This window comes from Salipiger bermudensis (genome assembly GCF_017309175.1).
GTDB classification, from domain to species: Bacteria; Pseudomonadota; Alphaproteobacteria; order Rhodobacterales; family Rhodobacteraceae; genus Salipiger; species Salipiger bermudensis.
This window is the reverse complement of the sequence record NZ_JAEKJV010000019.1, coordinates 68529-81740: the sequence shown is the minus strand read 5'-3', so window position 1 is coordinate 81740 and position 13212 is coordinate 68529. Positions and strand designations below refer to the sequence as shown.

The 13212-nt window shown below is 65.8% G+C and carries 10 protein-coding genes and 1 riboswitch; of the genes, 3 read left to right on the top strand and 7 right to left on the bottom strand.

Going from position 1 to position 13212, the window contains the following annotated elements; translation table 11 throughout:
• Window positions 1–97: 97 nt before the first annotated feature.
• The 4 genes from nrdF to nrdH are packed head-to-tail and all read right to left on the bottom strand — an operon-like array spanning window position 98 to window position 3861.
• Window positions 98–1078, bottom strand: coding sequence for a class 1b ribonucleoside-diphosphate reductase subunit beta (gene nrdF, locus JF542_RS20645; protein ID WP_007797871.1), 981 nt, complete (start codon window positions 1076–1078; stop codon window positions 98–100).
• Between the two features lie 33 nt (window positions 1079–1111).
• Entirely contained in the window at window positions 1112–3235 is a 2124-nt protein-coding gene (nrdE, locus tag JF542_RS20640) for a class 1b ribonucleoside-diphosphate reductase subunit alpha (protein WP_207077238.1), read from the bottom strand.
• Window positions 3220–3633, bottom strand: coding sequence for a class Ib ribonucleoside-diphosphate reductase assembly flavoprotein NrdI (nrdI, locus tag JF542_RS20635; protein WP_007797876.1), 414 nt, complete (start codon window positions 3631–3633; stop codon window positions 3220–3222). Before nrdI ends, nrdE begins: the two co-directional genes overlap by 16 nt.
• Before the next feature lie 3 nt (window positions 3634–3636).
• Window positions 3637–3861 (bottom strand): glutaredoxin-like protein NrdH, encoded by a 225-nt coding sequence (nrdH, locus tag JF542_RS20630; protein WP_207077237.1) that lies wholly within the window; start codon window positions 3859–3861, stop codon window positions 3637–3639.
• A gap of 101 nt (window positions 3862–3962) precedes the next feature.
• Window positions 3963–4155, bottom strand: a riboswitch (cobalamin riboswitch).
• Window positions 4156–4612: 457 nt separating this feature from the next.
• Between nrdH and JF542_RS20625 the strand changes: the two genes are divergently transcribed.
• A complete protein-coding gene (locus tag JF542_RS20625; protein ID WP_207077236.1) occupies window positions 4613–5653 on the top strand; it encodes a GlxA family transcriptional regulator in 1041 nt (346 codons plus the stop codon).
• 30 nt (window positions 5654–5683) lie between these two features.
• Here the strand turns inward: JF542_RS20625 and JF542_RS20620 are convergent, their stop codons facing one another.
• On the bottom strand, window positions 5684–6766 hold the full coding sequence (locus JF542_RS20620; protein WP_007797884.1) for an FAD-binding oxidoreductase: 1083 nt from the start codon (window positions 6764–6766) through the stop codon (window positions 5684–5686).
• A 6-nt stretch (window positions 6767–6772) separates the two neighbouring features.
• Entirely contained in the window at window positions 6773–8011 is a 1239-nt protein-coding gene (locus JF542_RS20615) for an aromatic ring-hydroxylating oxygenase subunit alpha (RefSeq protein WP_007797887.1), read from the bottom strand.
• A 156-nt stretch (window positions 8012–8167) separates the two neighbouring features.
• Between JF542_RS20615 and JF542_RS20610 the strand changes: the two genes are divergently transcribed.
• Window positions 8168–9040 (top strand): LysR family transcriptional regulator, encoded by an 873-nt coding sequence (locus tag JF542_RS20610; protein WP_007797890.1) that lies wholly within the window; start codon window positions 8168–8170, stop codon window positions 9038–9040.
• 123 nt (window positions 9041–9163) lie between these two features.
• On the opposite strand, the gene JF542_RS20605 is transcribed toward JF542_RS20610, so the two are convergent.
• The gene (locus JF542_RS20605; protein ID WP_207077235.1) at window positions 9164–11725 is read right to left on the bottom strand and encodes a GcvT family protein; all 2562 of its coding nucleotides are present in this window, start codon (window positions 11723–11725) and stop codon (window positions 9164–9166) included.
• Between the two features lie 334 nt (window positions 11726–12059).
• Here JF542_RS20605 and JF542_RS20600 point away from each other — a divergent pair, with 334 nt between their 5' ends.
• A complete protein-coding gene (locus JF542_RS20600; RefSeq protein ID WP_207077234.1) occupies window positions 12060–13106 on the top strand; it encodes a GlxA family transcriptional regulator in 1047 nt (348 codons plus the stop codon).
• The last annotated feature ends 106 nt before the right edge of the window (window positions 13107–13212 follow it).

Genomic DNA, 13212 nt, shown 5'->3' with positions numbered 1-13212 from the left:
GGCGGGCCTGTGAATCCGGCAGGCCGAGGCGCCTTGGGCGCAGTCACAGGCGGCACGTTGGTGTCCGCCTGCGACAGTCTTTGCGGGACGGCGGGGCTCAGAAATCCCAGTCGTCGTCCTCGGTCGCGACGGCGCGGCCGATGACATAGCTCGAGCCCGAGCCGGAGAAGAAGTCGTGGTTCTCGCTGTCGGGGCTGAGGGCCGCGAGGATCGCCGGGTTGACCTCGGCCGCCTCTGGGGGAAACAGCGCCTCGAAGCCGAGGTTCTGCAGCGCCTTGTTGGCGTTGTAATGCAGGAAGGCCTTGACCTCTTCGGTCAGCCCGATGCCGTCATAGAGCTCCTCGGTGTAGCGCGCCTCGATGTCATAGAGCTCGAAGAGCAGGCCGAAGGCGTAGTCCTTCAGTTCCTGCCGGCGTTCGGGGCTTTCCAACTCCAGACCGCGCTGGAACTTGTAGCCAATGTAATAGCCATGCACCGCCTCGTCGCGGATGATCAGGCGGATCAGGTCGGCGGTGTTGGTCAGCTTGGCGCGGCTCGACCAGTACATCGGCAGGTAGAAGCCCGAGTAGAACAGGAAGCTCTCGAGGAACACGCTGGCGATCTTGCGCTTCAGCGGGTCGGCCTCGGGGGCATAGGTCTCGAGCACGGCGCGGGCCTTGGCCTGCAAGTGCGGGTTCTCGTCCGACCAGCGGAATGCCTCGTCGACCTCGCGGGTCGAGCACAGCGTCGAGAAGATCGACGAGTAGCTGCGCGCGTGTACCGCCTCCATGAAGGCGATGTTGGTCAGCACCGATTCCTCGTGCGGCGTGAGGCAGTCAGGCATCATCGCCGGCGCGCCGACCGAGTTCTGGATCGTGTCGAGCAGGGTCAGGCCGGTGAACACGCGGATGGTGAGCTGGCGCTCCTCCTCGGTCAGCGTGGCCCAGCTCTGCACGTCGTTCGACAGCGGCACCTTCTCGGGGAGCCAGAAATTCACCGTCAGGCGGTTCCAGACCTCGAGGTCCTTCTCGTCCTGCAGGCGGTTCCAGTTGATCGCGCGGGGCACGGCGCGGGCGGAGGCGGGGGCATTGTCCTTCATGGCGGATCTCTTCCTAAGCGTTTCGGGAGGGGCTCAGAGCGTGCAGGACACGCAGCCCTCGACCTCGGTGCCTTCCAGCGCGGTCTGGCGCAGGCGCACGTAGTAGATCGTCTTGATGCCCTTCTTCCAGGCAAGGATCTGGGCGCGGTTGATGTCGCGCGTTGTGGCCTCGGCGGGGAAGAACAGGGTCAGCGACAGGCCCTGATCGACATGCTCGGTGGCGGCGGCATAGGTCTCGATCAGCGCCTCGGGGCCGATCTCGTAGGCGTCGCGGTAATACTCGAGGTTGTCGTTGTTCATGAACGCCGCCGGGTAGTAGACGCGGCCGATCTTGCCTTCCTTGCGGATCTCGATCTTCGACACGATCGGGTGGATCGAAGAGGTCGAGTTGTTGATGTAGCTGATCGAGCCGGTGGGCGGCACCGCCTGAAGGTTGCGGTTGTAGAGCCCGTGCTCCATCACATCCGCCTTCAGCGCGGCCCAGTCGGCGCGCGAGGGCAGGGCGATGCCGTCGAAAAGCTGCGCCACGCGGTCGCTCTCGGGCAGCCAGTCGCGCTCGGTGTACTTGTCGAAGAACACGCCCGAGGCATAGTCCGAGGCCGCGAAGCCCTTGAAGCTCTCGCCGCGCTCCTTGGCCAGCGCGCAGGAGGCGCGGATGGCGTGGTAGGCCACGGTGGCGAAATAGACCGAGGTGAATTCGACCCCCTCGGGGCTGCCATAATGGATGTGCTCGCGGGCGAGGAAACCGTGCAGGTTCATCTGGCCGAGGCCGATGGCGTGGCTCTCGTCGTTGCCCTTGCGGATCGACGGTACCGAGTCGATGGCCGACATTTCCGACACCGCGGTCAGCGCCCGGATCGCCGCCTCGACGGTGGCGCCGAGATCGCGGCCATCCATGGACTTGGCGATGTTGAGCGAGCCGAGGTTGCACGAGATGTCGGTGCCCATGCGGGCATAGCTCAGGTCCTCGTTGTATTCCGAGGCCTCGTTGACCTGCAGGATCTCAGAGCAAAGGTTCGACATGGTGATCCGCCCGTCGATCGGGTTCATCCGGTTCACCGTGTCTTCGAACATGATGTAGGGATAGCCGCTCTCGAACTGGATCTCGGCCAGCGTCTGGAAGAACGAGCGAGCGTTGATCTTGGTCTTGCGGATGCGCTTGTCCTCGACCATCTCGTCGTATTTCTCGGTGACCGAGATTTCCGAGAACGGCACGCCGTAGATCTTTTCCACGTCATGCGGCGAGAACAGGTACATCGGCTCGTTGCGCTTGGCGAGCTCGAAGGTCACGTCGGGGATCACCACGCCGAGGGACAGCGTCTTGATGCGGATCTTCTCGTCGGCGTTTTCGCGCTTGGTGTCGAGGAAGCGCAGGATGTCGGGGTGGTGGGCGTTGAGATAGACCGCCCCCGCGCCCTGACGGGCCCCGAGCTGGTTGGCGTAGGAGAAGCTGTCTTCGAGCAGCTTCATGATCGGGATCACCCCCGAGGACTGGTTCTCGATGCCCTTGATGGGCGCGCCGTGCTCGCGGATGTTGGTCAGCATGAGGGCGACGCCGCCGCCGCGCTTCGACAGTTGCAGCGCCGAGTTGATGCCGCGGCCGATGCTTTCCATGTTGTCTTCGAGCCGGAGCAGGAAGCACGAGATCAGCTCGCCGCGGCTCTTCTTGCCGGCGTTGAGGAAAGTGGGCGTGGCCGGCTGGAAGCGGCCCGACAGGATCTCTTCCATGAACGACATGGCAAGGTCCTGATCGCCGCGCGCCAGCGCCAGCGCCACCATCACGACACGGTCCTCGTAGCGCTCGAGGAAGCGTTTCCCGTCGCGGGTCTTGAGCGTGTAGGAGGTGTAGTACTTGAACGCGCCGAGGAAGGTCGGGAAGCGGAACTTCTTCTTGAAGGCGGCGTCCCAGATCTGCTGCAGGAAGGCGCGCGGATAGGCCTCGAGCACCTCGGCCTCGTAGTAGCCCTCCTCGACGAGGTAATCGAGCTTCTCGTCGAGCGAGTGGAAGAACACCGTGTTCTGGTTGACGTGCTGCAGAAAGTACTGCCGCGCGGCCATGCGGTCGGCGTCAAAACGGATGTGGCCCTCGTCATCGTAGAGGTTCAGCATCGCATTCAGCGCGTGGTAATCGAGCGTCTCGCTCATGCGGTCAAGCATTCGGTCCCCCAGAAGGCGTGCAGCCCGTCTTTGACGCGGGCAATGTCGGTGAGCGTGCCAGCGAGCTCGAACTTGTAGAGCAGGGGCACGGAGCATTTCTTGGCGATGACATCGGCGGCGAGGCCATAGGTGGCCCCGAAGTTCCGGTTGCCGCCGCCGATGACGCCGCGCAGGCGGCGGCGGTGGTCGGGATCGTTCAGGAAGCGGATGACCTGTTTGGGCACCGCGCCGCGGCCTTCACCGTCGGCATAGGTGGGGCAGATCAGCACGAACTCCTCGGGAATGCGTCCCAGCACCGCCTTGGGCGAGACCGGGATGCGGCTGGCCAGCATCCCGAGCCCGTCCACGAAGCGCGCGGTGTTGCCGCTGGCCGAGGAGAAGTAGACGATCCCCGGCATGGCTCAGGAGGCGAGCGCGCCGATCATGTCGGGGCGGAAGCCCGACCAGTGGTCCTCACCGGCGATCACCACGGGCGCCTGGCGGTAGCCGAGCTCGGTCACGCGGGCCATCGCGTCGGCATCCTCGGTGAGGTCCACCACGTCATAGGGCAGGCCACGGGCGTCGAGCGCACGGGTGGTGGCGGTGCACTGCACGCAGGCGGGCTTGGAATAGACGATGATCGACATGGGCGGCGTCCTCTTTGTGGCTGGCGGGCAGGGACGCGACCGGACGGCGCGGCCTGTGCCGCTCCGGTCCTGTGACACGCCCCGAACCCACCGTTCGTGGTCAAATCCTGTTGCTTCCGGCAGGTCTCCTGACTCACGGCGGGTCCCGCTTGGCCGGCCTTCCCGGGGTGGCAGCCCCAGTGGCATGATCGGCCTCGCGCGCCGCTTACAGTTGCGGGGGCAGTGCCGGCTTTTCACCGGCTTCCCTCTTGCCGGCGGATGATTCCGCCGAGCACCTGAAGCACCTATATCTAGATCATGCGGCCCAAGGTGCGTCAATATGCAGTTGTGCAACGGTTCCGGGCACAAGAGCTTGTGTGGCCTTGCAGGGCTGGGATTCGGGTGATTTGGGGGCGGATTTTTTCGCTCCGGACGTGGAGATCGGGTGCCTTATTTATGGGCGGGCATGGGGCCGGGTCTCGTGTCTCCGGCGCGTCGCATTGTTTGAGTCCCGCTCTGGCGCGGAACACAGGCCGAAGGCAGTCGCGCCATCGCCTGCCTGCCTCGACGGGCTGGCGATTTGGGGAGGCCGGGTCTGCAGGATATAGGTCTTTCGGACTTGACCGGGATAAATCGAGAGGCTCGGAAGGGGGATCGTCCCCCCCCGCGGGCAGGCGATGGCGCGGCGGCGTCCAAAAGCTGCCACCGAGGCGCATTGCCCGGCACCTTCCGATCCTGTAGATTTGCGCCATCCGCTGTGAAGGATGCCGACATGGCCAGCCCCGCCAAGATCCCTGCCAAGCGTCTGAGCGTCGCCTTCGTTCTGGCCGACCGCTTCACCCTCTCGGCCTTCGCCAACTTCGTTGATGTGCTCCGCCTTGCCGCCGACGAGGCCGACCACTCGCGCCCGATCCTCTGCGACTGGGTGGTGCTGTCGGACAGTCTCGAGGCGGTGCGCTCCTCCTGTGGCGTGCGGGTGCAGCCGGAAAAGCGCCTGCGCCATGCCGGGCGCTACGATTATGTCGTCGTGGTGGGCGGGCTGATCGGCGACAGTGCCGCGCTGGGGGGCGAGGCGCAGGCCTTCCTGCAGCGGCAGGCCGCAGCCGGGGTGCCGCTGGTTGGGCTTTGTACCGGCGTGTTCATCCTGCAAAGGCTCGGTCTGCTCAAGGGCTACCGCTGCTGTGTAAGCTGGTTCCACCACCAGGACTTTCTCGACCAGTTCGAGGCCGAGACGCCGATCTCGGACCAGATTTTCGTGGTCGACCGCGACCGGCTGACCTGCTCCGGCGGGCACGGGGCGGCGCATCTCGCGGCCTTCCTCGTGCAGCGCCATGTCGGGCAGAACGCCGCGATCAAGAGCCTCAACATCATGATGATCGAGGAAGCGATGAGCGGCGAGCGCCCGCAGCCCGGACAGGCCACGGCGCGGCGCGCCGGCGATGCGCTGGTGAAGCGTGCGGTGCTCAGGATGCAGCAGAACCTCGAGCATCCGAAGACCGTCGAAGAGCTGTCGCGCGAGCTTGGCGTCGGGCGGCGCACGCTCGAGCGGCGCTTCCTCGCGGATCTGGGACAGACGCCGCTCAAGGTTTATCTCGACCTGCGGCTGGAGCGGGCGTTGCAGCGGCTGAGGGGTTCGGAGGCCTCGATCACCGAGGTGGCGTTGGCCTGTGGCTTCTGCGACGGGCCGCACCTGTCGCGCACTCTCAAGGCCGAGCGGGGCGTGACCCCGGCGGAATACCGCAAGGCGCAGGCCGGGCAGGGGCGGGCGGAGGATCAGCCGCCGGTGGGGGTGCTGATGCGCGGCGCGGAGTGACCGCGCCACGCGTGTCTCAGATGAGCGAGATCAGAGCTCGACGGTGACCTTGCCGCGTGGGTTCGAGCAGCAGGCGAGGATGTAGCCTTCCTCGATCTCCTCCTCGGTGATGCCGCCGTTGTGCACCATGTGCACTTCGCCCTCGAGCTTCTTGACCTTGCAGGTGCCGCAGACCCCGAAGGTGCAGCCCGACGGGATCGCCACGCCGGCACCGCGCGCCGCGGCGAGCACGGTGTCGGTCTCGGGGCAGGAGGCGCTGACGCCGGAGATGTCGAAGAGGATCTCGGCCTGCACGTCCTCTTCCGGCAGATCGTCTTCCGGCAGCGGCGCTTCGACCAGTTCGGGGCCGGGGGTGCCGGGCGCCTGGAAGCTCTCCTGGTGGTAATGCTCCATGTCGAAGCCGAGGCCTGCCAGCGCTTCGCGCACCGCGGTCATGAAGCCCTCGGGGCCGCAGCAGAACACCTCGCGCTCGAGGTAGTCCGGTGCCATCAGACCCAGCATGAGCTGGTTGAACTGGCCCTGGTAGCCGGTCCAGGGCTTGTACTTGTCACGCTCGGCCACGACCCAGCGCAGGTCGAGCCCCTCGATGCGCGAGGCCATGTGCTCGAGCCGCTCACGGAAGATGATCTCAGACGGCTTGCGGGCGCAGTTGACGAAGACGATGTCGCAGGTGCGGCCGCGGTCGTAGAAATCCGTCACCATCGACATCATCGGGGTGATGCCCGAGCCTGCGGAGATGAGCAGGTACTTTTCCGCCGGGTGATCGGCCGCGGTGAAGCGCCCGCCCGGGCCGAGCGCGCGCAGCGTCATGCCCGGCTTGAGGTTGTCCATCATCCAGCGCGTCCCGATGCTGTCGGACTGCGCCTTCATGGTCAGGGTCAGCGACATCGGACGCGAGGGCGAGGACGAGATCGTGTAGGTCCGGTAGAGCGGCCCGCCGGGCACCGGCAGTTCCAGCGTCAGGAACTGACCGGCCTTGAAGTCGAAGGGCCGGCCCGAGGGCGACTGGAAGCACACGGTGATGACGTTCGGTGTCTCGGGCAGGATGGAGACGCATTCCAGCGCCTCGTCGTCGGTCCAGTGCCCCGATGCGGCGACGAGGGAGGTGGTCATGGGCAGTTACTCCGCTGCAAGGGTGGCGGGGGCGTGCGCAGAGCGCATGCGGCCGAGATACCAGTTCACGAACTGGATCACGCCGTCTTCGTGGGTCTTCGAGTAGGGGCCAGGCTCGAAGGCGGGCGAGTTGATGCCCTGCTGGTTGTCCTCGACCACGCGGCGATCCTCGTCGTTGGTGTGCTCCCAGACCGTGGTCAGGTTCTTGAGGTCGTAATCCACGCCCTCGACCGCGTCCTTGTTGACCAGCCAGGTGGTCTGCACCTCGGTCTCCTGCGGCCCGATGGGGGTGACGCGGAAGGTGATCGAGTGATCGGTCAGGAAGTGGTTCCAGGTGGTCGGGTAGTGGAACAGCAGCAGCGTGCCGGCGTCGAGATAGGGGATGTTGCCGAGGCGCTTCTGCACCGCGATCTTGCCCGAGACGGTGTAGCTCTCGGCGCCGTCGAGCAGCGGCATGCGCGCGACGCGGTACTGGCCGCCTTCGTCAACCTTGAAACGCGACGGCGCGCCGGCGGCCTCGAGACGGTTGAAGTGGCTCTCGACCTTCTCGGGGAAGGTGCCGTCGGCGCTGACACCGGTAATGGTGGGATCCTCGGGGTAGGTGCGGCACAGATCGGGGTGGTTGCCGGCGCAGTGATAGCACTCGCGGTTGTTCTCCCAAACCAGCTTCCAGTTGCCCTTCTCGATGATGGTCGACTGGAACGCCACCTTGGCGTTCGACAGGTCGTGCACGCCAAGATAGGGGCTCACGGTCTGCGCGAAGGGCTCGAAATCGGGGGCCTCGGCGGCGAGGCAGATGTAGACGAGCCCGGCGTTGGTGCGGCAGTGCACCGGCTTCAGGCCGTGCTTCGAGGGGTCGAAATCGGGGCCCATGTCGCGCGCCCAGAGCAGCTTGCCGTCGAGGTCGTAGGTCCACTGGTGGTAGGGGCAGGTGAGCTTGGCGACGCGGCCCTGTGCGGCCGAGCAGAGCACCGAGCCGCGGTGGCGGCAGGAGTTGTGGAAGGCGACGATCTCGCCCTTGCCGTCGCGGATCACGATGACGTCGTAGGCGCCGATGCGCAGGCGCTGATAGGCGCCGGTCTTGTCCAGCATGCAGGCCGGGAAGGCAAACAGCCACTCGCGGTACCAGATCGTCTCGAGGTCGGCCTCGTAGATCTCGGGCGAGGTGTAGAACGGCTGCGAGAGCGCATGGCCGGGACGGTGCTGGCTGAGCAGTTCGGAAAGCGGGGCGGTCGGGCTGGCCATGGCGAAACTCCTGTCGCGGGAGGGCTATTTCGGCGCACAGAGCCATCCTAGCCGGAATTTGGCAATTGGCAAAATCCTCATGTGGGTTTAGTTGAATTAATGTCATGATCGGTTTTCGCTTGTTTGCGACATCCGGAGCACGAAAGCGACGCCCTTATGTCCAAGCCCTATGATCTACCCTCCCTCGGAGACCTTGCTTGTTTCGAAGCCGCTGCCCGAAATTTGAGCTTCAAGCTGGCCTCAACCGAGTTGAACGTCACGCCTGCGGCGGTGAGCCACCGCATCAAGGCGCTGGAACATGAGCTGGGGCAGGCGCTTTTCAACCGTCAGTACCGAGGAGTCGAGCTGACCGAGGCCGGAGCGCTGCTCTTCGTCTCGTTGCAGAGGGGATTCGAAACGATCTCGGAGAGTGTCACGCGTATTCGCAGCCGGCATGATCGCACCGGCGTGTCGATCGCGGCCACGACGGCGATGAGCGGACTTTGGCTGACCCCGCGGCTGGCCGCCTTCTGGAAGGCACATCCGGGCGTCGCAATATCCCAGCTCATCCAGGACGACCAGAAGGCGCAGGGGGTCGACCTGTCGATCCACTACGGCGACCCGGAGGCGGAGGATGACGAGACGCGGGTGCTGTTCCACGACCGCATCCTCGCGCTGGGCACCGAGCAGTTCGCCAGGAGCTACGGCATTGCGCGGCTGGCCGATCTCTCGGACGTGCCGCTGATCCACACCCAGTCCGGGGTGAACCCCTATACCGAGTGGCCGGAATGGTTCGCCTATCTCGACCGTCCGGCGCCGCGGGGACCGGGATTCTTCCTCAACAACTACCTTATCTCGCTGCAGGCGGCGGAGGATCACGTCGGCGCGGTGCTGGGCTGGGAGGGGCTGCTCGGGAGCCATCTGGGCAGCCGCCGACTGGTGCCGCTGGTGCCCGACGAGATGCCCTCGCCACATCCGTTCTACCTGCGCATCCACGGCCGCGCCTCGGCCAACGCGCGTCTCTTCGCGGACTGGCTGGCAGAGCACTGAGGGGGCGGCGCGTGCCGCGCCTGGAGTTCGCGCCTGCGCACGAGGCTCGGCCCATGTGCACCCGGCCCAAAACAAAACCGGCAGGCCGAAGCCCGCCGGTCAGTCGTGCCTCCTGGTGCCGCGTCAGCTGCGCGGCTTGAGGTTCTCGGGATCGTAGAGCGGCGCGTAGCCGACGCCCGCCACCTCGACCTCGAAGGGCTCGTCGAAATAGGTCACCTGCAGCTTGCGGCCGACCTCGCAATACTCCTGCGGCAGGTAGGCCAGCATGATGTTCTTGCCGACGGTCGGGCCGAAGGCCTGCGAGGAGGTGTAGGAGCGGCGGCCGAGGCTGTCGACCAGCACCTCGCCGGTCTCCGGGTCCATCACCGGCATGGTGTTCACCGGGTAGCGGGCCACGCCCTGGCTGTCGGTGTTGTCATGCATGACCAGCGTGCAGAGCATCGCCGGCTGCTTGTCGCGGGCGCGGTACTCGAGATGCTTCTCCTTGCCGCGGAAGTCGGCTTCCTTGACTTTCGGACGCGCGAGATCCGCCTCGTAGAGGTTGTACTGCGTGTGCAGGTCGGCGTTCTGCAGGCGCAGCGACTTCTCGAGGCGGCGCGAGTTGGCATAGGTCTCGACCCCCACCGCCATGACGCCGGCATCGCGCAGCGCGTCCCAGACGGCGAGGCCGTCCTCGTAGGGCATGTGAAGCTCCCAGCCTTGCTCGCCGACATAGGAGATGCGGAAGGCCATGACGGTCTTGCCCGCGATCTCGATCGGCTTGATCGCCGCGAAGGGGAAGTTCTCGATGTCGAGCGCGTCCGGATCCGCGACCACCTTCTTGAGGTTCTCGCGGGCGTTCGGGCCCCAGATGCCGATGGTGGTGAACTTCTCGGTCACGTCCTCGATGGTCACGTCGAGGCCGCGATCCTGCGCCATGCGCTTCATGTACATCAGGTCGCGCGGTCCGGCATCGGCGCCGTTCACGAGACGGCAGCGGTCGCCCATGCGGAACACGGTGAAGTCCGCGCGCACGTTGCCCTCGTCATCGAGCATGTGGGTGTAGATACCCTTGCCGACCATGTTGTCGCCACCGATCTTGGCGGCGCAGAGATACTCCATCAGCGCCACGTGATCCGGACCGGAGATGTCGGTCATGTGGAAGTGCGACAGGTTGATGATGCCGCAATCGGCGCTCATCTCGAGCTGCTCGGCGTTCGACACGCGCCAGAAGTGGCGGTTGTCCCACTCGTTCTCGCGCACCGGCACCTGGTCGGCGTATTTCTCGAGCAGGTGCTCGTTGGCGGCGTAGCCATGCGCCCGCTCCCAGCCGCCGAGCTCCATGAAGTGGCCACCCAGCTCGACCTCACGCTCATAGAACGGCGAGCGGCGGATGCCGCGGGCGTTTGCGAAGGGCTCGCGCGGGTGAACCGGCGGGTTGTAGATCTTCTTGGCGGTCTCTTCGCAGCGGCCCCAGATGAAGTCCTCGGTGAGCTGGTAGTCCTGGAAGCGCGCGTAATCGATGCTGTTGTGATCGATATGGGTGCGTCCGTCGGTCATCCAGTCGACGATGAGCTTGGCCATGCCGGGCGCGTCCTTGACCCAGATCGCCACGGCGTACCACAGGCCGCGCACCTTGCGGCTCTCGCCCATCGAGGGGCCGCCATCGGTGGTGGTCTGAAGCAGGCCGTTGAACGAGTGGCTCTCGTTGAAGCCCAGCTCGGCCAGGATCGGCGTCAGTTCCATCGCCTTTTCCAGCGGCTCGATCACGTCCTCGAGCTCGAGGTCGCGCATCGACGGTCCAAGGCGGGCCTGGCCCTTCTCGAGAATGTCGCGCGGGTGCACCATGCGCGGCTCTTTCTCGTAGTAGTAGCCCCACTCGATCTGGCCACCCTCGGTGGTGTTGGGATCGCCGGTGTCGCGCAGGTAGGCGGAGTTGCCCTGGTCGCGCAGCAGCGGACGGCCGATCTCGAGGCCGGTGCCGGCAAACTCATCGTAGGGGCCGAAGAAGGTCAGCGGGTGATCGACCGGCATCACCGGCAGGTCTTCGCCCACCATGTCGGCGATCAGGCGGCCCCAGAGACCGGCGCAGACCACGACGTGATCGGCCATGATGGTGCCGCGGTGGGTCTTCACGCCGGTGACGCGACCGTTCTCCTGGATCAGCTCGAGCGCCGGGGTGTTGGCGAAGGCGCGCAGCTTGCCGGCCTTCTCGCCGGCATCCACCAGCTTGCCCGCGACGGTCTGCGAACGCGGCACAACGAGGCCGGCATCCGGGTCCCACATGGCGCCCTGGATCTGGTCTTCCTCGAGCAGCGGGAACTTCTCCTTGGCCTCGGCGGCGGAGATCATCTTCACGCGGGTGCCGAAGGCGCGGCCCGAGTCGCAGCGGCGCTTGAGCTCCTGCATGCGTTCGTCATCGCCGACGCGGGCCACTTCGAGACCGCCGATGCGCGAGTAATGGCCCAGCTTCTCGTAGAAATCGACCGAGTAGGTCGAGGTGTAGGTGCTCAGCAGGTCGTGGCTGGTGACGTAGCAGAAATCCGAGGCGTGGCCGGTCGAGCCGATATCGGTCGGGATGGCGGATTTGTCGATGCCGACGATGTCGGTCCAGCCGCGCTCGATCAGGTGGTGCGCGACAGACGCGCCGACGATGCCTCCGAGGCCGACGATAACGACGTTTGCGCGTTCAGGAAACGAAGACATGGTGCGTTCCACTTGTCTTTGAGGGGTGTCGAAACTGTCCGATGCGCAGGCATCGGTGGCTAGCGCTCGACCGGCATTCACCGGACCGAAAACGACGACCCGCGGGCCGGGTCGGCGAAGGGCGGGGCAGGCCGCCAAGGGGGCAGGGCAGACGCGTCGCGGGAGCAAGGGGGGTGCGTCGTGTCTGCCCTGCGGATGCGCCCTGGGAGGCGGGCGCGAAACATGGAGGGCAGACTTGCAGCAAAGCGCTCGCGAAAAACAGGATGATTGCGTCAATGCGGGATGAGCGCTACGACACCGTATCAGGAATCCTTCGCGCCGCAGGACTGTGCCCATGGACCAAGTCGCCCGCACCCCCTCTGTCCCCGCCCGAAACGCCTCTGCGCGTGCGCTCAGGCCGCGCAAGGACAGTGCCCGCCTGTCGGTGGGCTTCATCCTGTCGCGCAAGTTCACCCTCTGCGCCTTTGCCAATTTCGTCGACGTGCTGCGTCTGGCGGCGGACGAGGGCGACCGCTCGCGCCCGATCCTGTGCAACTGGACGGTTCTGTCGGACAGTATGGATGCGGTGATGTCGAGCAGTGGCATCACGGTGCAGCCCAAGGAGCGCCTCGGAGATCCCGGGCGCTTCGACTACATCGTCGTGGTCGGCGGCCTGATGGACGAGCTTCCGAGCCTGAGCGCCGGGCAGACCCGATTCCTGCAGGAGGCGGCCTCGCAGGGGGTGCCTCTGGTCGGGGTCTGCTCTGGCGCGTTTCTCCTGCATCAGGCCGGGCTGATGGATGGCTACCGCTGCTGCGTGAGCTGGTTCCACCATTCCGAGTTCCTGTCGCAGTTCGAGGGGCTGAACCCGGTCTCGGACCAGATCTTCGTGGTCGACCGCGACCGGCTCACCTGTTCCGGGGGCGCCAGCTCGGCGCATCTGGCGGCCCATCTGGTCGACAAGCACGTGGGTCAGGCGCAGGCCAGCAAGAGCCTGCATATCATGATCATCGATGACCAGTTGCAGGCCGAGAAGCCGCAGCCCGGCATCAGCATGGATTTCAAGACCCGTGACCCGATCGTGCTGCGGGCGCTGCTCCTGATGCAGCAGAACATCGACACACCGCTCTCGGTCGCCGAGGTCGCCAAGCGTATCGGCCACAGCAAGCGCCAGCTCGAGCGGCATTTCCGCGTCGCGCTCGATACCTCGCCGCAGGCCGCCTTTCTCAGCATCCGCCTGTCGCTGGCGCATCACCTCATCGAGACCAGCGAGAAATCGGTGGCGCAGATCGCCCTCGACTGCGGCTTCTGCGACAGCTCGCACCTGAGCCGCATGTTCCGCCGCCAGTTCGGCTGTACGCCGCTGGCGCTGCGCCAGAGCCGCGAGGCGCAGGCAGGCTGACGCATCGATCCTGCGCTTGGCGCGGATCTCCATCCCGGCTGTCGCAAACGTTCACGCTTGAGGCGGCATCTCAGGCTACCCCACTGCGATCATCTCTGCAGCCGGG

Coding starts and splice junctions, on each gene's coding strand:
- JF542_RS20600 (WP_207077234.1), top strand. CDS start 12,060: ATGGACCAAGTCGCCCGCACCCCCTCTGTCCCCGCCCGAAACGCCTCT.
- JF542_RS20615 (WP_007797887.1), bottom strand. CDS start 8,011: ATGGCCAGCCCGACCGCCCCGCTTTCCGAACTGCTCAGCCAGCACCGT.
- JF542_RS20610 (WP_007797890.1), top strand. CDS start 8,168: ATGTCCAAGCCCTATGATCTACCCTCCCTCGGAGACCTTGCTTGTTTC.
- nrdI (WP_007797876.1), bottom strand. CDS start 3,633: ATGCCGGGGATCGTCTACTTCTCCTCGGCCAGCGGCAACACCGCGCGC.
- JF542_RS20625 (WP_207077236.1), top strand. CDS start 4,613: ATGGCCAGCCCCGCCAAGATCCCTGCCAAGCGTCTGAGCGTCGCCTTC.
- nrdH (WP_207077237.1), bottom strand. CDS start 3,861: ATGTCGATCATCGTCTATTCCAAGCCCGCCTGCGTGCAGTGCACCGCC.
- nrdF (WP_007797871.1), bottom strand. CDS start 1,078: ATGAAGGACAATGCCCCCGCCTCCGCCCGCGCCGTGCCCCGCGCGATC.
- JF542_RS20605 (WP_207077235.1), bottom strand. CDS start 11,725: ATGTCTTCGTTTCCTGAACGCGCAAACGTCGTTATCGTCGGCCTCGGA.
- JF542_RS20620 (WP_007797884.1), bottom strand. CDS start 6,766: ATGACCACCTCCCTCGTCGCCGCATCGGGGCACTGGACCGACGACGAG.
- nrdE (WP_207077238.1), bottom strand. CDS start 3,235: ATGCTTGACCGCATGAGCGAGACGCTCGATTACCACGCGCTGAATGCG.